The sequence below is a fragment of the Pseudomonas sp. GOM7 genome (assembly GCF_026723825.1).
Taxonomy (GTDB): Bacteria; Pseudomonadota; Gammaproteobacteria; order Pseudomonadales; family Pseudomonadaceae; genus Aquipseudomonas.
Window position 1 is genome coordinate 5,374,017 of the sequence record NZ_CP113519.1, and the last position, 19,413, is coordinate 5,393,429.

Below are 19,413 nucleotides of genomic sequence, written 5' to 3' on the forward strand. Positions count from 1 at the left end.
TCAAGGCGCGGGGGCAATTGTGGGTTGGACTCAGACGTAGGGTGGACAACGCGCAGCTTGTCCACCATGGCGGCTAGTTGCCGCCCTGCTCATCGATCCGCAACTCCGGCAATGCCCTGCCCGCCACCAACCGCTCATCGACCAGGCGAATCACCGCCGCCTCGTCCTTGATGCCATACCACTCACCCTGTGGATAAAGGCTCGCGGTCGGCCCCAGGTCGCAGGGGAACTGGCACTGGCTGCGGGTGATATGTACCCCACCCGCGCATTCCAGCTTGCCGGCGGCCTTGAGCCGCTGGCGCAGGGTTTTCCACAGGCCCAGCGCGCCCTTGCGCGTGCAGCGTGGGCCGTTGCACAGCAGCAGGCGCTGCGCATGCGGCGGAATCTGCGACCAGGCGTGGTGCTCAGGCACGGGCGGCACGTCGCTACAGGGCAGATGCGTTTCGCGATGCTCCAGCAGCACGCTGAGGCCATCGAGCCATGCATCTTCCATGGCCGTGCAGACCACGAACACCTGCGCCCCGTCACCGCGCTCGGCGATGCGTTCGCGCAGCCAGTCGCGGTGAGCGGCATCGGCGCGCGGCTCCAGATCCACCACCAGCACGGGCCGTGGCGCATCGATGATGGCCTGCCAGAAACCCTCCTGCTCCGTGTCGTGCAGATGTGCTTCACCCAGCAGCGCGGCGATGCGTGCCTGCAAGCGCTCGGACGTGGCGCCACGCCCCAGGCCGGGGCCGATGAACAGGATGCGGGCGTAGGGGGCTTGGCTCATGAGGGTCTCCAAAAGGGCCGGCAGTCTAGCAGCGCGTGTAGCGTGTAGGGTGGACGTCGCTTTTCACGTCCACCAAAGCGGTGGATCGATAAAGCGCGATCCACCCTACGCGGCTAATTCGACTAGCGCCTCCCACAGGGAATCCAGTTCCGCGAACTGGCGCGTGACCACCGGCAACTCGGGCCGACGCAGCAGCAGCACCGGCAAGCCCAGCTCGCGCGCCACCTGCAGCTTGGGTTCGGTGGAAGCGCTGCCGCTGTTCTTGCTCACCAGCACGTCGCAGCGGATGCGGGCGAACAGCGCGCGTTCCTCGTCCAGGGAGAACGGCCCGCGCGCACCGATGATCTCGGCGCGCGGTGGTGCCGGCTCGGTCTGCAGGCAGCGCACCGTCCAGTGCTGGTGTTCGGGGATCTCGTGCAAGTGCGCCAGCGGCTCGCGCCCGGAGGTGAAGAATGGCCGTTGGAACGGCACCAGCGCGCGGGTCAACTCACCCCAGCCGTCCACCTCGCGCCAGTCGTCATCCGCGCCGGGCTGCCAGCCAGGGCGACGCAGCGCCCAGCAGGGCACGCCCGCCACTTCTGCAGCGCGGGCGGCGTTATGGCTGATCTGTGCGGCGTAGGGGTGGGTCAGATCCAGCAGCAGCTCGATGCCTTCATCGGCGATAAAGGCGGCCAGCCCTTCGGCGCCGCCGAAACCGCCGACGCGCACGCGGCAGGCCAGGTCATCCGGCACGCGTCCCAGACCGGCCAGGCTGTACACCGTCTCCGGCCCCAGCCGACGCGCCAGGCGCAGCGCCTCGGTGGTGCCACCGAGCAACAGGATGCGCACACTCACGGCTTGCGCACCATCAGCAGGGTGATCGGCAGCGCCGCACGCCAGGTGTCGAAGCCGCCCAGAGGCTGCGCCTGCGCCACGCTCAAGCGCAACAGTTCACCACCCTGGCGTTCACGGAAGGCCACCAGCGCCGCCTCGCTCTGAAGGGTCACGGCATTGGCCAGCAGGCGCCCACCCGGCTTGAGCGCGGCCCAGCAGTCATCCAGCACGCCGGGCACGGTAACGCCACCGCCGATAAAGATGGCATCCGGCGCCGGCAGCCCGACCAGCGCCTCGGGCGCATGCCCGGCGACCAGTTGCAGCCCGGGTACGCCAAGGGTGTCGCGGTTATGGCGGATATGCGCCTGGCGCCCTTCATTGGCCTCGATGGCGATGGCGCGGCAGGCCGGGTGCGCGCGCATCCATTCGATGCCGATGGAGCCACAACCGGCGCCGACGTCCCAGAGCAACTGGCCGGGCAGCGGCGCCAGGCGCGCCAGGGTGACCGCGCGCACGTCACGCTTGGTCAGTTGCCCGTCGTGGCGGTAGGCCTCGTCCGGCAGGCCGCAGGTCGGCGGCAGCAGTTGCGCACCGGCGTCGGCCAGGCATTCCACGGCCAGCAGATTGAGGTCGGCGCCGCGCGGCAGGCTCCAGCTTTCGGCCAGGCCCTCGATGCGCCGCTCATCCGGCCCACCGAGGTGTTCCAGCAGGCTCAGGCGACTGGCGCCGAAACCGCGCGCACGCAGTGCTTCAGCGACCTGCGCGGGCGTCTCGCCATCGGCGCTCAATACCAGCAGACGCACGCCGGGAAACAGCTTGCCGTTAAGCGTGGCCAGCGGCCGCCCCACCAGCGACAGCACCTCCACCTCCTGCAGCGGCCAACCCAGGCGCGCCACAGCCAGTGACACAGAAGAAGGAGCCGGCAGCACCAACAGCTCATCGGCCGGCACCTGACGCGCCAGACTGGCGCCGACGCCGTAGAACATCGGGTCGCCACTGGCCAGCACGCAAACCGCCTCACCACGCCGCGTCAGTAGCGGCTCAAGGTCGAAGGGGCTGGGCCAGGTTTCCCGCGCACCGCTGATGCACGGCGGCAGCAGCGCCAGTTGCCGTGGCGCACCGACAATGCGCGTGGCTGCCAGCAGGGCACGGCGCGCGGCCTTGCCGAGGCCGGGATAGCCGTCTTCGCCGATGCCCACCAGGGTCAACCAGGGTTTCATCCGATGTCCTCGCACAGGCCCGACGGAGCGCCTGTCCGCGCTCCGGGCAAAGCGGGCATAATACAGCCTTCGTCGGTGCCCTTGAGTCCATACGACTCAGCAGCGGGCCTAAGAGGGAACACGGTAAAACCGTGGCTGCCCCCGCAACTGTAAACAGCGAGTCTGCCGCAACCGCGCCACTGGATTCCCGGGAAGGCCGCGACGGACCAAGACCTGTCAGCCAGGAGACCTGCCGACGAACGCTGGTCGCGAGTGCCAACATCGGGCGGGGTGTACCGATGCCATGGAATCCCCCCGTGGGTGGATTTCGCTGGTTCGGTCGCCGCGTCGTTAGCCACAGGTGACCCTTTGCCCACATCCGTCCGCCCTTCCGCCTGCCCTGGCCTGCTGCGCATCGTCCCCGCGCTGGATGGCGGCATCTGCCGCATCAAGCTGCCCGGCGGTGTGCTGCGCAGCGCCCAGGCGCGGGCAATTGCCCAGGCGGCACGGCAGTGCGCCAGCGGCGTGCTGGAGCTGACCAATCGCAGCAACCTGCAGATCCGTGGCGTGCTGCCCGGCCAGGAAAGCGCGCTGATCGATGCCCTACTCGGTGCCGGGCTCGGCCCGCGGGTGGCAGCCGCCGATGATGTGCGCAACCTGCTGCTAAGCCCCGCCGCTGGCCTCGACCCGCACATGCGGATGGACGTGCGCCCGCTGGCTGGCCAGTTGCTCGACCTGCTGCAGGACACCCCGGCGCTGCATGCCCTGTCGCCCAAGTTCGCCCTGCAACTGGACGGCGGCGAAGCCCTGGCCATGCGCGAACACCCGCACGACCTATGGCTGGCCGCCGAAGGCGACCAGCATCTGCTGCTGGGTCTGGCCGGTTGCCCTGTCGACCACCCTCTGGCGCGCTTCGAGGCGAGCCAGGCGGTCGAGCTGGTGCGCCAGCTTCTGCTGCTGTTTCTCGAACTGGCCACGCCCGAGCAGTCACGCATGCGCCAGTTACTGGCACAGATCCCGGCCAGCGGGCTGTTGCAACGCCTGCAGACGCGTCTGGATTTTCCCCTGCAGCTAGCACCGACCAATTGGCAGCCTGCCGCGACGATCAGCCGCTCGCCGGCAGGTATTTATCCACAGGCGCAGAGCGGCCTGTGTATGGTCGCCGCTGGCGCGCAACTGGGGCGGCTGCATGCCGAACAACTGCTGGCGCTGGCCCAACTGAGCGAACAACAGGGTGATGGCGAACTGCGCCTGACGCCCTGGCAGGGTGTGCTGCTAGGCAATGTTACGGAGGAAAACTCCGACGAATTGCTGGCCGCACTAGGCGATCTGGGCTTGCTGATTCACGGCGACGAGCCGCTGCTAGGCCTGGTCGCCTGCACCGGCTCGGTCGCCTGCGCACGCGGCCTAGCCGACAGCAAGCACCACGCTCTGCACCTGGCCGAGCTGCTACGCGCAAGCAGCGCCCGCCCACAGGTGCACCTCAGCGCCTGCCCACGCAGTTGCGCCAGCGCCCGCGTGCAGCCCTACACCCTGCTGGCCAGCACGCCCGACCATTACCAGCTCTACCAACGCACGCCCGAGGCGCCCGGTTTCGGCCGCCTGCTGGCGCCGGCCATGACCATCGACGAGGCCGGCGCCTGGCTCGCCCGCCACCACCCCGCAGGAACACCCGATGCTTGATTACATCCGCGACGGCCAGGAAATCTACCGCCGCTCCTTCGCCACCATCCGCGCCGAGGCCAACCTGGCTGGCATCCCCGCCGATCTGGAAAAGCTCGCCGTGCGGGTGATCCACGCCTGCGGCATGGTGGATGTGGTGGAGGATCTGCGCTTCTCCCCCGGCGCGGGCGCCGCTGGCCGCGCCGCCCTGCTGGCCGGCGCGCCGATCCTCTGCGATGCGCGCATGGTCGCCGAGGGCATCACCCGCCCGCGCCTGCCGGCGAACAACCAGGTGATCTGCACCCTGCATGACGCTGGCGTGCCGGAGCTGGCCCGCGAAGTCGGCAACACCCGCTCGGCGGTAGCCCTGGAGCACTGGCGCGAACACCTGGAAGGCAGCGTGGTGGTGATCGGCAATGCCCCTACCGCGCTGTTCTACCTGCTGGAGATGCTCGACGCCGGCGCGCCCAAACCAGCGCTGATCATCGGCATGCCGGTGGGCTTTATCGGCGCGGCGGAATCCAAGGACGCCCTGGCCGCAGACAGCCGCGGCGTGCCCTACGTGATCGTGCGGGGCCGGCGCGGCGGCAGCGCCATGGCGGTGGCGGCGGTCAACGCCCTCGCCTCGGAGGTGGAATGATGGCTGGCCGTCTGCTCGGTCTCGGCGTCGGCCCCGGCGACCCTGAGCTGCTTACCCTCAAGGCCCTGCGCCTGCTCAAAAGCGCGCCAGTGGTGGCCTATTTCGTGGCCAAGGCCAAGCACAACGCCGGCCAGGGCGGTAACGCCTTCGGCATCATCGAGGCGCACCTGGACGCCGCCCAGCAACGTCTGCCGCTGGTCTACCCGGTGACCACCGAAAAGCTCGCCCCGCCGCTGTCCTACGAGGATGTGATCGCCGACTTCTACGACACCTGCGCCGAGCAGATCGCCCGGTTGCTGGATGCCGGCCAGGACGTGGCGGTGATCTGCGAAGGCGATCCGTTCTTCTACGGCTCCTACATGTACCTGCACGACCGCCTGGCCGACCGCTACCAGGTGGAGGTGGTACCGGGCGTGTGCTCCATGCTCGGCTGCGCCTCGGTGCTCGGCACGCCGCTGGTATACCGCAACCAGAGCTTGAGCGTGCTGTCCGGCGTGCTGCCGGAAGAGGAGCTGGAGCAGCGCCTGCGCGATGCCGAGGCAGCCGTGGTGATGAAACTGGGGCGCAACTTCGACAAGGTACGCCGCGTGCTGCGCAAGCTCGGCCTGGATGGCCGCGCCCATTACGTCGAGCGCGCCACCATGGCCAGCCAGAAGATCGTGCCGTTGGATGAGGTGGAGCCGATGGATTCGCCTTATTTCTCTATGATTCTGGTGCCTGGGCAGAAATGGCGGGGCTGAACCCCTAGGGTGGATCGGGGCACGTAGCTGACGCTTCACCCATCCACCGCCACGATGGTGGATGAAAAAAGCGTCATCCACCCTACGCACTGTAGGAGCCGGCTTGCCGGCGATCCATTGCAGGCGCATCGCCCGCAAGTGGGCTCCTACGGAAATACCTCGAAGCTCGTAGCCCGGATGCAATCCGGGAAACCCATTCCCCGGATTGCATCCGGGCTACAGGATTTGCCGCATGAATATCGTCATCCTCGGCGCCAGCGCGCTGGCCACTGCACAACGCCTCAAGGCGCTTTATCCACAGGCGATGATCCATGGTCTGCGCGGGCGCGCTGACGGTGCCGAGCGCCATTACGAGGACTTCGGCGAGCACCTGCGCGCGCTGTATCGCCAAGGCCAGCCGCTGCTGGCGCTGTGCGCCGCCGGCATCGTCATCCGCAGCCTGGCCGCGCTGCTGGCGGAGAAGGGCGCCGAACCGCCGGTGCTGGCCCTGGCCGAGGACGGCAGCGCCGTGGTGCCACTGCTCGGCGGCCTGGCCGGGGTCAATCGCTTGGCCCGCGAGATCGCCGTGCACCTGGGTGTAACACCAGCCATCACCACCAGCGGCGAGCTGCGCTTCGGCACCTGCCTGCTGGAGCCGCCAGCCGGCTATGCCCTGGCCGACCTGCAGCAGGGCAAGCGCTTCGTCAGCGATCTGCTCGGCGGCGAGACGGTGCGCATCGAAGGCCAGGCGCCTTGGCTGGAGGCGGCGCAACTGCCTGTGGACAAGGACGCCAGTCGGGTTATCCATATCACCACACAGGCGCGCCCGGCCCAGGCTGACGAATTGCTGATCCACCCACGCAGCGCCGCCGCACTTGTCGAACGCCCAGGCGCCGATCTGCCGGCACGGCTGCAACAGGCGCTGACCGCCGCCAAGCTGGCGCCCCAGGCGCTGGCCCTGCTGCTCGCGGACAAAGCCTGGATGGCCAATACCGAGCTGCACACCGCAGCAGCCGAGTTGAAACTGCCGCTGCGCTTTATCCACAGCACAACCGAGTTGCCGCCCGAGCACCATGCCGTCGATGGCCTGCGCCTGCTGCTAGGTGAACGACCGCTGGATATCGAGCGCCTCGGCCAGCGCCGGGGCCGCCTCAGTGTGGTCGGCCTCGGCCCAGGCGCTGCCGAGCATATGACCCCCGCCGTGCGCCGCGCCCTGGACGAGGCCGAAGACCTGCTCGGCTACGACACCTACGTGAAGATGGCCGGCCCGCTGCGCGCCGATCAGTGCCTGCACCCCAGCGACAACCGCGAGGAGCTGCAGCGCGCCGCCCATGCCTTCGAGCTGGCCGCCACGGGCCGCCGGGTGGTGATGATCTCCTCCGGCGACCCCGGCGTGTTCGCCATGGCGGCCGCCGTGATGGAGGCGCTGGAAAACCCACAGAACGAAGCCTGGCACGGCGTCGAACTGGAAGTGCTACCGGGCGTCTCCGCCGCCCTGGCCACCGCTGCCAAGGCCGGCGCGCCGTTGGGCCACGACTTCTGCCTGATCTCGCTTTCCGACAACCTCAAGCCCTGGGCAGTGATCGAAAAACGCCTGCAGCACGCCGCCGCCGCCGACCTGGCCATGGCTTTCTACAACCCGATCTCCAAGGCTCGTCCCTGGCAGCTCGGCCGCGCGCTGGAGCTGCTGCGCCAGCACCGCGCACCGCAAACCCTGGTGGTGCTCGGCCGCGATATCGGTCGCCCCGCCGAAGCCCTGCGCAGCCTGACCCTAGGCGAGCTGACCCCGGAGATGGTCGATATGCGCACCCTGGTGATCATCGGCTCCAGCCAGACCCGCCGCTTCCCCCGCGCCGATGGCGGCGAATGGGTCTACACCCCGCGCTGGTATCCGCAGCTTTAGCTTCAACAGCTCACAGGAACCCCCACCATGGCCCTCGAACTCTGGCTCGTCTACTTCGTCGCCACCCTTGGCCTGGCGCTGACGCCCGGCCCCAACAGCCTGCTGGCGCTGACCCACGGCGGGTTGTACGGTGCGCGCATGACACTGGCCACCATCCTCGGCGGCGTGGTCGGTTTCAGCACACTGATCGCCCTGGCCATGTTCGGCCTTGGCGCCCTGCTCAAGGCCGCGCCCAGTGCGCTTATGGCACTCAAGTGGATCGGCGGTGCCTACCTGATCTGGCTGGGCATACAACTGTGGCGCGCCCCGCCGATGAACCTGACGCTGGCCGACAGCGGCGTACGCCCCAGCGCTACCCGTCTGTTTCGCCAGGGCCTGCTGTCGGCATTGTCTAATCCCAAGGTGATCCTGTTCTACGGCGCCTTCCTGCCGCAGTTCGTCGACCCGCAGCGCGGCCTGGCCATGCAGTTCGTGGTAATGGCGGCCACCTTCGCCGTGGTCGAGTTTCTCGTCGAGCTGCTGCTGGCACTGCTGGCCTTCCGCGTGCGGCCCTGGCTGCTGCGCGGTGGCCGCGCCTTCAACCGCAGTTGCGGCGTGCTCTTCGTGCTGATCGGCGTGGCGCTGCCGCTGGCGCGTTGAGCAAGCGCTCGCCCCACCTACTGAGGCAGGTGGCAGACCACGCAGAGCTTGTTGCCATCGAGGTCGCGGAAATAGGCGCCGTAATAATCAGGGTGATAGTGCACACGCAGCCCCGGAGCGCCCTCGCAACGCCCACCCTGGGCGAGCGCCAGCCGGTGGGCCTGATCGACCTGTGCCCGGGTCTGCGCCAGCAGCGCCACCATCTGACCATTACCGGGATGGTGCTCGGTGCCGTCGTAAGGCGTACTGATCAGCAACAGAGGTCGGGGCTCCGGGCTCGACTGCCAGGCCGCCCAGGGCTTGTCCGCGTCGAGAAAACGCAACTCGACACCCAGCAGATCCAACAACGGCTGGTAGAACCTCAGGGCGCGAGGAAAGTCGCTCACACCGATGCAGATATGGGAAAACATGTGGCCCCCTTGCTCCGTTAAACGAAAACGGCAACTGCATCCTGGTCTAGTTCAGACCGGTATCGCAAGCGCCTGGAAAAGAACGAACCTGGCGAGGACGTATCAGCCGCGCCTGCTTCTGCGACCTGGCGCGTTTCCCCCGGGTTTGAGGTCGCTCACGGCAACGTATCCGTCGTCTGCATGGCGTTCAGCCCTGCTACCGCTCCGTAACCTGGCAGGATGCCATCCAACTCAGGGATCAGGAGCCTCGCATGAATGCCATCCACAGCAGTCAGCAGGTGAGCCCGGCCACCTTGCACAAGGTGATCGCCGCCTCCGCCATCGGCAACTTCGTCGAATGGTTCGACTTCGCCGTCTACGGCTTTCTCGCCGTGACCATCGCCTCGCTGTTCTTCCCGCCAGGCAACCCGACCCTGGCACTGCTGCAGACCTTCGCGGTGTTCGCCGTGTCCTTCGCCCTGCGGCCGCTGGGCGGCATCTTCTTCGGCATTCTCGGCGACCGCATCGGGCGCAAGCGCGTGCTGTCGATCACCGTGCTGATGATGGCCGGCTCCACCACGTTGATCGGCCTGCTGCCCACCTACGCCAGCATCGGCCTGATCGCCCCGCTGCTGCTGGCAATGGCGCGCTGCCTGCAGGGCTTCTCCGCCGGTGGCGAGTATGCCGGCGCCTGCGCCTTCGTCATGGAACACGCGCCCACCGAGCGCAAGGCCCGTTATGGCAGCTTCGTACCGGTTTCGACCTTCCTCGCCTTCGCCTCGGCGGCCGGCCTGGTGTTCGGCCTCGATCAATTCATCAGCAGCGAGCAGATGCAGGCCTGGGGCTGGCGCCTGCCCTTTCTGATCGCCGCCCCGCTGGGCCTGGTGGGCCTGTACATGCGCCTGCGCCTGGACGAGTCGCCGGCCTTCAAGGCGATGGCCGCCGAGCCTGCACCGGAGCACTCGCCGCTGGTGGAGACCTTGCGCCAACATGGCGCGACCATCGCCTGCCTGGGCGCATTCATCTCCGCCACGGCGTTGTCGTTCTACATGTTCACTACCTACCTGACCACCTACATGCAGGTGGTTGGCGGTGCCACGCGGCCGACCGCCTTGCTGGCAAGCCTGCTGGCGCTGGTGTTCGCCGGGCTGCTGTGCCCCGTCATCGGGCGCTATTCGGATCACGTCGGCCGTCGCCGTACCATTCTCACCGCCGGGGTGGCGCTGATCGTCGCGGTGTACCCGGCCTTCACCCTGGCCACTTCCGGCGCCCTGCTGCCTTCGGCGCTGGGCGCCATGCTGCTGGCGGTCGGCGCGGTGATCTGCGGCGTGGTCACCGCGGTGCTGCTCTCCGAGCAGTTCCCCACCCGGGTGCGCTACACCGCCTCGGCCTTCACCTACAACCTGGCCTACACGATCTTCGGCGGCACCGCACCGCTGGTGGCCACCTGGCTGATCGAGCAGACCGGCGACCGCATGGCGCCGGCCTATTACCTGATCGTCATCGCGCTGATCGCCCTGGCTGGCGGCCTGGCCCTGCCGGAGTCGTCGAAACGGCCACTGAACTACCGGGCAAGCTGAACATCAGACAGGGCCTGGCCCGATTTCACGCTTGCGGCTCCCGCGCCTTACCCCCCGTTTGCCGGCCACCTCCACCAAGCGCCGGAAGGTGGGGCATTCCAGGTGCGAGGGCGCCGGGCAATCGGCGACATGCCGCAGCGTGTCGCGCAGCGCGCTCAGTTCGCGGATCTGCCGATCGATGGCATCGGCCCTCGCGTGAATCCGCTCGCGTGGCAGCTCCGGCACGCCGTTGGCGCCGAACATGGCGGCGATCTCATCCAGCGAGAAGCCTGCCGACTTGCCCATGACGATCAGCTTCAGTTGCAGCAGCACCTCGGCCGGATACTGACGGCGCAAGCCCACGCGTCCAACCGACTTGATCAGCCCGGTGTCTTCGTAATAACGCAGCGCCGAGGGTTTGAATCCGCTACGTGACGCCACCTCTCCGATATCCAGAAATTTCATGCTTGACCTCAAGCTGGCTTGAAGTTGCAAGCTTCTCACGAACGCTGATTTCGGCAAGAGGGCACGGCAATGAATACGATGAAATCATGGTTATCGAGGCAACCGCAGACCGTCATCACGGCAACCCTGGCCCTGTCGATGCTGCTGGCATCGATCGGCACCAGCATCGCCAACATCGCGCTACCGCAAGTAGCCGAAGCCTTCCCCGCCCCCTTCGCGCAGATCCAGGCCGTGGTGGTGGCCTATCTCGCGACGCTGACGCTAACGGTGGTCGGCGCCGGCCGGCTGGCTGACCGCCACGGCGCGAAGCCCATGCTGGTGCTGGGGCTCGCCCTCTTCGCCGGCTCCTCGCTGTTCTGTGCCCTGGCCCCGCACCTGTGGCTGCTGGTGGCCGCACGGGCGCTGCAAGGCGTTGGCGCGGCCTTTCTGATGACGCTGGCCATGACCCTGATGCGGCAGAACGCGAGCGAGGAAAGTGTCGGCCGGGCCATGGGCCTGCTCGGCACCGTATCAGCTTTGGGAACGGCACTCGGGCCGGCGCTGGGCGGGCTGTTGATCCCTCTGGGAGGATGGCGCGCCCTGTTCTGGGTGCAGGTGCCGCTGGCGCTGCTGGCCCTGATCCTGGCCGTGTCGCGGCTGCCAAACGACCCACGCAGGCACGAGGCCGCGCCGGCCAGCCTCTGGTCGATGCTGAACCGAGAGCTGCTGCCCAATCTGCTGAGCAACCTGCTGGTGGCCACGGTGATGATGACGACGCTGGTGGTCGGCCCCTTCTACCTTGGCTTCGGGCTCGGCCTGACGCCGACACAGGTGGGCTTCGTCATGGCGGTCGGGCCGCTGATCTCGATTTTCAGTGGCGTGCCCAGCGGCCATCTGGTCGATGCCTGGGGCAGCCGCCGCGTGCTCGCCATCGGTATCGGCCTGTTGAGCACAGGGTCGTTGCTGCTGGCGCTGCTGCCCAACGCCATAGGCGTCGCCGGCTACGTTCTGGCGATCATCGTCCTGACACCGGGCTACCAGCTCTTCCAGGCGGCCAACAATACCGCCACGCTCGCACAGGTTCCGCCAGCGCAACGCGGCACGGTCTCCGGCCTGCTCGGCCTGTCACGCAATCTCGGCCTGATCGCCGGCGCAGCAGTGATGGGAGCGGTGTTCGCAGCCGCAGCGGGAACGGATGCATTCGCGCTCGCACCGGCCTCGGCCATGGCGCAGGGGATGCAGCAGACCTTTGCGCTGGCCACCGTGATGATGCTCGGCGCGGCTGGAATCGCGTTCTGCCAGCGCACGGCCATTGCACGCACTCAGTAGGTCTGAACTGGGCCTCTGGTCGTTCGGTTTACATCCTTGCGCCCGATGAAGGCAGCAGCCGCATCTGACTGCCGAACCGGGCGAACCATTGGACATTCTTGCGCCAGCAAGATCGAGCATATCGTCCGGCCGCGTGCAGCAAGCGCGGCCACAGACTATTGTTCTTGTAGCCCCCTAAGTCATCTGTGATGATAACATATAGCCACTACGTCAGCAGACCTCGCCGTGCGCATCCCGCTTCCCACTCCGAGCAACGAGCCGGAACGTCAGGCCCTGATCGATGATTTACGCTGCTTTGAAGGCATCGAAGATCCGGTCTTCGAGCACATCACCTCATTGGGGGCGCATTATTTCAATCTGCCCATCGCCCTGATTTCCATCATCGACGAGAACCGCCAGTGGTTCTGGTCGAGAAAGGGGCTCGAAGTTTGCCAAACGCCACGTGATGACGCCTTTTGCGCCTTCGCCATCCTCGAAGGAGAACTCTTCGAGATCTGCGATGCCACCCTCGATTCCTGCTTCCAGGACAATCCGCTGGTCACCGGAGAGCCCGGTATCCGTTATTACGCCGGCTGCCCCCTGATTACCCAGAACGGCCTGGCCCTAGGTAGCTTCTGCGTGATCGACACCCAACCCAGGCCGCCGATGTCGATGGCTGCACGGGACATGCTCCGGCAACTGGCGGCCATGGTGATGGCGCGCATCGAGGAGCTGCACCGCAGCAACTATATCGACACTCCTAGCGGCCTGTTCAATCGTGAACGCTTCGAGCAGGACGTGCGCAATCACCAGCAACGTCAGAGCAGCACCCTGGTGGTCGCCGCCGATGTCATCGCACCGAGCCTGCTCAACCGTATCGTCAAGGCCCTGGGTTATCCCTTCTCCAACCAGTTGATGGAGGGTATCAAGGAGCGCCTGGACGCACTGCACGGCTCGCCCCTGTACAAACTCAGCCAGACCCGCTTCGGCTTGATCCTCCCAGGTGCCACCGATATCGAACGACTGGCGGCATCCGTGGCACGCCAGTTCGAGCGCCCCATCGACTGCCGAGGCATCCCCATACAGATATCGCCAGGCCTGGGCGTGCGCCATCTGCGGGCAGACGACCGCAACGAAGACTGGCTGCGTCTGCTGATCAGCAGCGCCGACCATGCCCGCGAGAACGGCAAACGCTGGAGCCTCTACGAGCCACTGCAAGATGCGGCGCAGCAACGCGCCCTGCTGCTGCTCACTTCCCTCAGCATGGCGACGGGCCATGGCCAATTGCACCTGGAGTACCAGCCCAAGGCCGAGCTTGCCGGTGGCCAGGTGACCGGGGTCGAAGCACTGCTGCGCTGGGTACACCCGACGCTGGGGCCAATCAGCCCGGCAGAATTCATTCCCTTGGCGGAAAAGACCGCCCTGATGGGCCCCTTGAGCCTCTGGGTGGCTCGCCACACCATCGAGCAGACCGCCATCTGGTGGCAGCAGGGTCTGACCTGGCGCGTGTCCTTCAACGTCTGCGCCGCTGATCTGGAAGACGTCGAGTTCGTCGATCAGCTCATCGCCCTGCTCCAGACCAGCGACCTGCCCGCCGAAGCCATCGAACTGGAGTTCACCGAAAGCGCCCTGATGACCCGCCCCGAGGATGCTCGACGCAACCTGCTGCGTCTACGCGAACTGGGCATCGGCCTGGCCATCGACGACTTCGGTACCGGCTACAGCAACTGGACCTACCTGCGCGAGCTGCCGGCCACCTGCCTGAAACTCGACCGCTCGCTGACCTTCGACCTGCTGTGCGACGAACGCGCGCAATGGGTGGTGCAATCGATCACCCAACTGGCGAAGAAGCTCGGTTACCGCGTCGTCGCCGAAGGGGTGGAAACGGCGCAGATGCAGGACTTACTGCAACACCTGGGTTGCGACGAAATACAGGGCTTCCACCTGGCCCGCCCCATGCGCCCCGAGGCGCTGGCTGACTGGCTCAGGTTGCGCCAACGGCTGCCCGTCCACGCGACCTGAGGGTGCATGCATGGTGGGGTGCGGGTGACGAATTGCCCGGCGCCGTCATCAGACAGGTTCGCCCCAGCCCAACGGATCCCCGCATGCTGCTTCTGTCGCCCACCCCCGCAACCGCCCGCCTCGGCCTGCTGGCCCTGGCTTGCGTGGCCAGCCGCATCAGCCTCGCCGCCGACCCCGTGCAACTCGACCCGCTGCAGATCAGCGGAGTGCAGACGAGCGAAATCGAGGCCGCGCACGAAGCGCTCGAGCAGGTGCCCGGCGCCAGCAACCTGGTGGACATGAGCAAGGTCGAGCAAGGCCGCGTGGCCGGCGTCGCCGACGTGCTGGCCTACCAGCCCGGGGTCTATGCGCAGTCGCCCGGCAACGAAGGCGTGAAGATCAGCGTGCGTGGCTCGGGTATCAACCGTGGCCCCGGCTCGCACGCCTCCGGCACCCATATCCTGCTCGACGGCCTGCCGCTGACCGGCTCCGGCGGCACGCCCTACGAACTGCTGGAGCCGCTGTGGGCAAGTCGCGCCGAGGTGCTGCGTGGCGCCAACGGCTTCGACCGTGGCTCGCTGGCTCTGGGCGGCGCCATCGACTACATCACCCACACCGGCTACACCGCGCCCAAGCTGCAACTGCGCTATGAAACCGGTAGCCATGGCTACCAGAAACGCAACATCGCCTCCGGCCAGGTGCTGGGCGATTTCGACTACTACCTGGCGCTGACCGACAGCTACACCGATGGCTATCAGGATCACTCATCGGGCAAGGGCAAAGGCATCGCCGCCAACTTCGGCTATCGCCTCAATGAGAATCTGGAAACGCGCTTCTACCTGCGCTACCGCGAAACCGAGCACGAAACGCCCGGCCGCCTGACCAAGGCCCAGCTCGAGGACGATCCGCGCCAGGCCGCCGCCGACAACCTGCGCATCGACGCGCACCGCGACCAACCCGGCAGCACCTGGCTGGCGAACAAGACCACCTGGCAGATTGATGACGACTCCACCCTGGTCGCCGGCCTGGCCTACCACCACTACCCCATGGACATCACCGAGACCGCCTATCGCGGCGGCGCCTACCGTATCCGCGTGGACTACAGCGATATCAGCGGCACTCTGAACTACACGCGCCGGCATACCCTGTTTGGGCTCAATAGCAGCACCACCATCGGCCTGCGCAGCACCACCAACCTGCCGAGCAGCAAATCCAGGGAAACTGCGGCGCTGCCGATCACCGTCAACGGCACCCCCTATCCCGCCGGCACCCGGATGCGCGACTACGAGCACCTCGGCTCGGACAACGTGCTGCACCTCAGCAACGACACGGAGCTGGCCCCCGACCTGTGGCTGACCAGCGGCCTGGCGCTTATCTACACCCGCCGCAAAGCCGAAGTGACCTGGCCGGCCACCGACGACAGACTCAGCCAACACACCTGGGACTACGCACCGCGTCTGGGTCTGCGCTATCAGCTCAACCCCGAGGTGCAGCTATTCGGCAATATCAGCCGCTCGGTGGAACCGCCGCATGCCTGGTCGATGCTCTGGAGTTCGCCGCTACGCTTCTCCAGCACCACCACCCAACCCTATGCCGCGCGCCAGCGCGCCGCCATCAGCCTGGACAACCAGACCGCCACCACCTTCGAGGTCGGCGGCCGTGGTGACTCCACGCTGGGCCAATGGGAGCTGACCTACTACTACTCGCAGGTGCGCCACGAACTGCTTACCGTCGAGATCGAGCCCAACGTCTTCGCCGAATCCAACGCCAGCCCCACCGTGCACCAAGGCATCGAAGCCGGCCTGGTCAGCCCGCTGTGGCAAGGCGGCGCGGCCGGTGCCCTGAGCCTGCGCCAGGCCTACACCTTCAGCGACTTCCACTACCGCGACGACGACACCTTCGGCGACAACCGCCTGCCCGGCCTGCCGCGCCACCACTACCAGGCCGAGCTGCGCTACGACCACCCGAGCGGCTTCTACGCCGGCCTCAACAGCCAGTACGCCTCCAAGGTCGCGGTGGATTACGCCAACTCCTACCATGCCGACGCCTACGCCACCTTCGGCGCCACCCTCGGCTACGCCTCGCCGAAAGACGACTGGCAAGCCTGGCTCGACTTGCGCAACCTGACCGACAAACGCTATGCCGCCACCGTGACGCCGGGCTATAACGACAACGGCGCGGACGCAGCGCGCTCCACGCCTGGGGAAGGGTTTGGGGTGTATACAGGGGTTTCTTGGAGTTGGTTGTAAGGCAGGGAGAAAACCGATGAAGAAGTTCCTGTATGCAACGCTGGCATTTTCTTCATTGGCGGCTGGCAACGAACTGCCAGCAGGCATTATCGAGAGTATTCCTGCCGATTATTCGGTATGGGTTTACGAGTCTGGCGAATTGGATGGCGACACGCTGACCGATTACCTCGTCGTTCTGCATAAGCCTGAAGAAACGACGCTGGCCAAAGAGCAGGAAGCACCACCAAGGCCTCTCCTGCTCTTCACCCAAACTGTCGATGGCGCTTACGCGCTGCGTGCTCGCAATGACCAAGTGGTGTTCAAGATAAATGAGGGCGGTCAATGCGACCCGTTTGATGCCGATACCCAGGGGCTAGCCATCAAACATCGGTACTTCACCATCGAAAATGGTGTTGCCTGCGGTCAGCACTGGACGGACTACATCACCTTCCGCTACGACCCGGCCTTAAAGGACTGGGTATTTCACAAACGAATCTTTGAAAACTGGGTTCTGAATGAGAGCCAGGATCCGGATGCCGAAGCGCTGGTTCTCGATGTACACGAAGTCACGACCGCAAAACGCGAAGCTCCCGTTCGGTTCGAGGCTTATCGTCCTTAGCACGTAGGGTGGACAACGCTCTTCTTGTCCACCGTTTCAGCCCTCGGCCCTACGCCATACCTTCTTTACGCAGCAGATAACTATCCATGATCCAGCCATTGCGCTCCCTTGCCTCGGCGCGGGTGGCGGCGATGCGTTCGGCCACTTCATCAAGCGGGCCGGCAACGAGGATTTCATCGGTAGTGCCGACATAGGCGCCCCAGTAAATATGCAGCCCCTGACCGACGAAGCGGCGGTAGGTGTCCTTGGCGTCGAGCATCACCGCCACGCTGTCCACGCCCTGCGGCCAGCCTTCAGCGAGCAGGCGGCCGGTGGTGATTTCCACGGCGCGGCCAATGCTGTTGAGCGGGATGCGGTGGCGCGCGGTCAGCGCCTGCAGGCTGGTAATGCCGGGGATCACGTCATAAGCAAAGTCGCTACGCCGCGCGGCGATGGCCTCGATGATGCGGATACTGCTGTCGTACAGCGACGGGTCGCCCCAGACCATAAAGGCCGCCGTCTCGCCATCGGCCATCTGCTCGTCAATAAGCTGCTCGAACACCGCCTGCTTGTCGCGGTTGAGCTCGTCGACGCTGGCGCGATAGTCGGCGGCTTCGCGTTCGCGCTCCGGTTGCAGGCCTTCGGCGAAGCGCGGCGTGTAGCCTTCTAGAAAGCGCGCACAGATTTCCCGGCGCAGGGCGTTGAGCTTGTGCTTGGCCGCACCCTTGTCCATCAGGAAGATCACGTCGCTACGGCGCAGCGCCTTGATCGCCTGGTAGGTGATGTAGTCCGGGTCGCCGGCACCGATTCCGACCAGCAGCAGGGTTTTCATGGGGTTCTCCAGGTGCGCCCTGGCACGCCGGGCGCCAGGTCGTCGATATGGTGGTAGTCGGCCTGTAACGCCTGCGCCAGCTGGCGGGCACGGCCCAGGCGGATGGGCGCACGCTCGGTGTCGAGCAGCAGGCTCGGACATGGCAGCGGCAGCAACGCAGGCAGATCACGCAGGCGGCCATCGGTCAGGATCAGCAGGCGCTGGCGTTCGTTCGGTTTCAGACGCTGACGGCGCAGCAGCCAATCGCCGGCCTGTTGCAGGGCATCGAGCAGCGGCGTACCACCACCAGCGCCCAATTCGTGCAGCCAGCGATGCAGCTCGGCGCTGGCCTTGCGCCCCTGCCACAGCCATTGCGCTTCGCGGCCACCGGCCTGCAGCACGGCCAGGCACGCGCGCTGGCGATAGGCGCTGTCGAAGACTTCATCGAGCACGCCCTTGGCACGACTCAATGCACCGTGGCGACGGGTCGAGGCGGAGGCATCGACCAGCACCAACCACAGCTCGTCGGCCTGCTGACTGCGCGGGCGCAGCACCAATTGTTCGCGGCGTTGCGGCCGGCCCTGGCGCAGAGTGGCCGCCCAGTCGATACGACCTTGCGAGCCGCTGCGGGCGGCGCCACGCAGGCCGCCGCCGAGTCGTCCGGGCCGGTTACGGGCATCCGCGCCTGTGGCTGTGCGCGGGCGGATGCTCAGGGCTTTTTTGGCCAGCGCGGCGGCACGCGCCGCTCGCCCATGGCCTGTGGCTGCGCCGGCAGCTCGCCCCACTGGCCTTCGCCCTGACTTTGTTCCTGCGCCGGCTGCGGCGCCTGGCGCTGCTCGGGCGGCGTGGCAGCCGGCGGCTGTTGCTGGCGACGACGGTGGCGCAGGACGAAGTCCTCCACCGCGTCGATATCCACAGGCTCGATGCCTACCGCGCCACGCCAGGCCGCATGAGCACGGGCGGCGCGCAGCCAGACCAGATCGGCGCGCAGGCCATCGACGCCGGCAGCGAAGCAGCGCTGGCTGATCTCGCCCAGCACCGCGTCATCCAGCGGGATATCGGCCAGGCGCTGGCGGGCATTGCGGCAGCGCTCGGCGAGAGCTTCCTGCTCGCTCTGCCAGCGTTGCAGGAAGGCTGTGGGATCGGCATCGAAGGCCAGGCGTCGGCGGACGATCTCGGCGCGCTCGGCCGGCTGCGGCTGGCCATCGAGGGCCAGGTTGAGGCCGAAACGGTCGAGCAGTTGCGGGCGCAGCTCGCCCTCCTCGGCATTCATGGTGCCAATCAGCACGAAGCGCGCGGCATGCCGATGGGAGATGCCGTCACGCTCGACATGGTTGACCCCGCTGGCAGCGGCATCGAGCAGCAGATCGACCAGATGGTCGGGCAACAGGTTGACCTCATCGACATAGAGCACGCCGCCGTCGGCACGGGCTAGCAGGCCGGGGGAAAACTGCGCGCGGCCTTCACCCAGCGCCGCGTCCAGATCCAGGGTACCGACGATACGCTCCTCACTGGCACCCAACGGCAGGGTGACGAAGCGCCCGCCCTCCAGCAGACCAGCCAGGCCACGGGCCAGTGTGGACTTGGCCATGCCACGCGGGCCTTCGATCAGCACGCCGCCGACGGCCGGATCGATGGCCGCCAGGCATAGCGCCAGCTTCAGCGAATCAGCGCCGACTACGGCGGCGAGGGGGAAGTGATGTTCGATCATGAAGGCATTCACGGGCG

18 protein-coding genes and 1 riboswitch are annotated in these 19,413 nt (G+C 66.7%); of the genes, 10 read left to right on the forward strand and 8 right to left on the reverse strand.

All coding sequences use genetic code 11. The annotated features are described in order from the left end of the window. Positions 1 to 73: 73 nt before the first annotated feature. From OU800_RS23875 to cbiE, 3 genes are all read right to left on the reverse strand, one after another. Positions 74 to 772: a (2Fe-2S) ferredoxin domain-containing protein gene (locus OU800_RS23875; RefSeq protein WP_268180061.1), complete on the reverse strand. Its 699-nt coding sequence runs from the start codon at positions 770 to 772 to the stop codon at positions 74 to 76. Between the two features lie 105 nt (positions 773 to 877). Continuing rightward, a complete protein-coding gene (locus OU800_RS23880) occupies positions 878 to 1,606 on the reverse strand; it encodes a cobalt-precorrin-6A reductase (RefSeq protein WP_268180063.1) in 729 nt (242 codons plus the stop codon). Further along, positions 1,603 to 2,805 (reverse strand): precorrin-6y C5,15-methyltransferase (decarboxylating) subunit CbiE, encoded by a 1,203-nt coding sequence (gene cbiE / locus OU800_RS23885; RefSeq protein WP_268180065.1) that lies wholly within the window; start codon positions 2,803 to 2,805, stop codon positions 1,603 to 1,605. Before cbiE ends, OU800_RS23880 begins: the two co-directional genes overlap by 4 nt. A 56-nt stretch (positions 2,806 to 2,861) precedes the next feature. Continuing rightward, a riboswitch (cobalamin riboswitch) is annotated at positions 2,862 to 3,056 on the forward strand. A 97-nt stretch (positions 3,057 to 3,153) separates the two neighbouring features. Between cbiE and cobG the strand changes: the two genes are divergently transcribed. The 5 genes from cobG (at position 3,154) to OU800_RS23910 (ending at position 8,347) form a co-directional block, all read left to right on the forward strand. Then, positions 3,154 to 4,467 (forward strand): precorrin-3B synthase, encoded by a 1,314-nt coding sequence (gene cobG / locus OU800_RS23890; protein ID WP_268180067.1) that lies wholly within the window; start codon positions 3,154 to 3,156, stop codon positions 4,465 to 4,467. Next, on the forward strand, positions 4,460 to 5,086 hold the full coding sequence (locus OU800_RS23895; protein ID WP_268180069.1) for a precorrin-8X methylmutase: 627 nt from the start codon (positions 4,460 to 4,462) through the stop codon (positions 5,084 to 5,086). The genes cobG and OU800_RS23895 overlap by 8 nt, the downstream gene beginning before the upstream one ends. Continuing rightward, the gene (locus tag OU800_RS23900; protein WP_268180070.1) at positions 5,083 to 5,826 is read left to right on the forward strand and encodes a precorrin-2 C(20)-methyltransferase; all 744 of its coding nucleotides are present in this window, start codon (positions 5,083 to 5,085) and stop codon (positions 5,824 to 5,826) included. The genes OU800_RS23895 and OU800_RS23900 overlap by 4 nt, the downstream gene beginning before the upstream one ends. A 232-nt stretch (positions 5,827 to 6,058) precedes the next feature. Next, positions 6,059 to 7,708 carry a precorrin-3B C(17)-methyltransferase gene (gene cobJ, locus OU800_RS23905; RefSeq protein WP_268180071.1) on the forward strand — a complete coding sequence of 550 codons (1,650 nt, stop codon included), beginning with the start codon at positions 6,059 to 6,061 and terminating at the stop codon, positions 7,706 to 7,708. A 27-nt stretch (positions 7,709 to 7,735) separates the two neighbouring features. Then, positions 7,736 to 8,347: a LysE family translocator gene (locus OU800_RS23910; protein WP_268180072.1), complete on the forward strand. Its 612-nt coding sequence runs from the start codon at positions 7,736 to 7,738 to the stop codon at positions 8,345 to 8,347. Between the two features lie 17 nt (positions 8,348 to 8,364). On the opposite strand, the gene OU800_RS23915 is transcribed toward OU800_RS23910, so the two are convergent. Then, entirely contained in the window at positions 8,365 to 8,757 is a 393-nt protein-coding gene (locus OU800_RS23915) for a VOC family protein (protein ID WP_268180074.1), read from the reverse strand. Between the two features lie 251 nt (positions 8,758 to 9,008). Here OU800_RS23915 and OU800_RS23920 point away from each other — a divergent pair, with 251 nt between their 5' ends. Beyond that, on the forward strand, positions 9,009 to 10,316 hold the full coding sequence (locus OU800_RS23920; RefSeq protein WP_268180076.1) for an MFS transporter: 1,308 nt from the start codon (positions 9,009 to 9,011) through the stop codon (positions 10,314 to 10,316). 3 nt (positions 10,317 to 10,319) lie between these two features. Here the strand turns inward: OU800_RS23920 and OU800_RS23925 are convergent, their stop codons facing one another. After that, a complete protein-coding gene (locus OU800_RS23925) occupies positions 10,320 to 10,760 on the reverse strand; it encodes a helix-turn-helix domain-containing protein (protein WP_268180078.1) in 441 nt (146 codons plus the stop codon). A gap of 69 nt (positions 10,761 to 10,829) precedes the next feature. Between OU800_RS23925 and OU800_RS23930 the strand changes: the two genes are divergently transcribed. The 4 genes from OU800_RS23930 to OU800_RS23945 all read left to right on the forward strand — a co-directional run bounded on the left by OU800_RS23930 (position 10,830) and on the right by OU800_RS23945 (position 16,895). Next, entirely contained in the window at positions 10,830 to 12,068 is a 1,239-nt protein-coding gene (locus tag OU800_RS23930) for an MFS transporter (protein WP_268180080.1), read from the forward strand. 225 nt (positions 12,069 to 12,293) lie between these two features. Further along, positions 12,294 to 14,069, forward strand: a complete 1,776-nt coding sequence (locus OU800_RS23935) for a bifunctional diguanylate cyclase/phosphodiesterase (RefSeq protein ID WP_268180082.1) — start codon at positions 12,294 to 12,296, stop codon at positions 14,067 to 14,069. A gap of 83 nt (positions 14,070 to 14,152) precedes the next feature. Further along, positions 14,153 to 16,297 carry a TonB-dependent receptor family protein gene (locus OU800_RS23940; RefSeq protein WP_268180084.1) on the forward strand — a complete coding sequence of 715 codons (2,145 nt, stop codon included), beginning with the start codon at positions 14,153 to 14,155 and terminating at the stop codon, positions 16,295 to 16,297. A 16-nt stretch (positions 16,298 to 16,313) separates the two neighbouring features. Continuing rightward, positions 16,314 to 16,895: a hypothetical protein gene (locus OU800_RS23945; RefSeq protein WP_268180086.1), complete on the forward strand. Its 582-nt coding sequence runs from the start codon at positions 16,314 to 16,316 to the stop codon at positions 16,893 to 16,895. A gap of 49 nt (positions 16,896 to 16,944) precedes the next feature. On the opposite strand, the gene cobF is transcribed toward OU800_RS23945, so the two are convergent. From cobF to OU800_RS23960, 3 genes are read right to left on the reverse strand one after another with little or no spacing between them, the layout of a single operon-like run. Further along, entirely contained in the window at positions 16,945 to 17,706 is a 762-nt protein-coding gene (gene cobF, locus OU800_RS23950; RefSeq protein ID WP_268180088.1) for a precorrin-6A synthase (deacetylating), read from the reverse strand. Beyond that, on the reverse strand, positions 17,703 to 18,470 hold the full coding sequence (locus OU800_RS23955; RefSeq protein ID WP_268180090.1) for a vWA domain-containing protein: 768 nt from the start codon (positions 18,468 to 18,470) through the stop codon (positions 17,703 to 17,705). Before OU800_RS23955 ends, cobF begins: the two co-directional genes overlap by 4 nt. Continuing rightward, positions 18,395 to 19,396, reverse strand: a complete 1,002-nt coding sequence (locus OU800_RS23960) for an ATP-binding protein (protein WP_268180092.1) — start codon at positions 19,394 to 19,396, stop codon at positions 18,395 to 18,397. The genes OU800_RS23955 and OU800_RS23960 overlap by 76 nt, the downstream gene beginning before the upstream one ends. Positions 19,397 to 19,413: the final 17 nt, after the last annotated feature.

Excerpts from the sequence above, each read along its gene's own strand:
- OU800_RS23900 (WP_268180070.1), top strand. The coding sequence starts at position 5,083 with ATGATGGCTGGCCGTCTGCTCGGTCTCGGCGTCGGCCCCGGCGACCCT.
- OU800_RS23930 (WP_268180080.1), top strand. The coding sequence starts at position 10,830 with ATGAATACGATGAAATCATGGTTATCGAGGCAACCGCAGACCGTCATC.
- cbiE (WP_268180065.1), bottom strand. The coding sequence starts at position 2,805 with ATGAAACCCTGGTTGACCCTGGTGGGCATCGGCGAAGACGGCTATCCC.
- OU800_RS23915 (WP_268180074.1), bottom strand. The coding sequence starts at position 8,757 with ATGTTTTCCCATATCTGCATCGGTGTGAGCGACTTTCCTCGCGCCCTG.
- OU800_RS23920 (WP_268180076.1), top strand. The coding sequence starts at position 9,009 with ATGAATGCCATCCACAGCAGTCAGCAGGTGAGCCCGGCCACCTTGCAC.
- cobF (WP_268180088.1), bottom strand. The coding sequence starts at position 17,706 with ATGAAAACCCTGCTGCTGGTCGGAATCGGTGCCGGCGACCCGGACTAC.
- OU800_RS23940 (WP_268180084.1), top strand. The coding sequence starts at position 14,153 with ATGCTGCTTCTGTCGCCCACCCCCGCAACCGCCCGCCTCGGCCTGCTG.
- OU800_RS23910 (WP_268180072.1), top strand. The coding sequence starts at position 7,736 with ATGGCCCTCGAACTCTGGCTCGTCTACTTCGTCGCCACCCTTGGCCTG.
- OU800_RS23875 (WP_268180061.1), bottom strand. The coding sequence starts at position 772 with ATGAGCCAAGCCCCCTACGCCCGCATCCTGTTCATCGGCCCCGGCCTG.
- OU800_RS23895 (WP_268180069.1), top strand. The coding sequence starts at position 4,460 with ATGCTTGATTACATCCGCGACGGCCAGGAAATCTACCGCCGCTCCTTC.
- OU800_RS23960 (WP_268180092.1), bottom strand. The coding sequence starts at position 19,396 with ATGATCGAACATCACTTCCCCCTCGCCGCCGTAGTCGGCGCTGATTCG.
- cobJ (WP_268180071.1), top strand. The coding sequence starts at position 6,059 with ATGAATATCGTCATCCTCGGCGCCAGCGCGCTGGCCACTGCACAACGC.
- OU800_RS23945 (WP_268180086.1), top strand. The coding sequence starts at position 16,314 with ATGAAGAAGTTCCTGTATGCAACGCTGGCATTTTCTTCATTGGCGGCT.
- OU800_RS23925 (WP_268180078.1), bottom strand. The coding sequence starts at position 10,760 with ATGAAATTTCTGGATATCGGAGAGGTGGCGTCACGTAGCGGATTCAAA.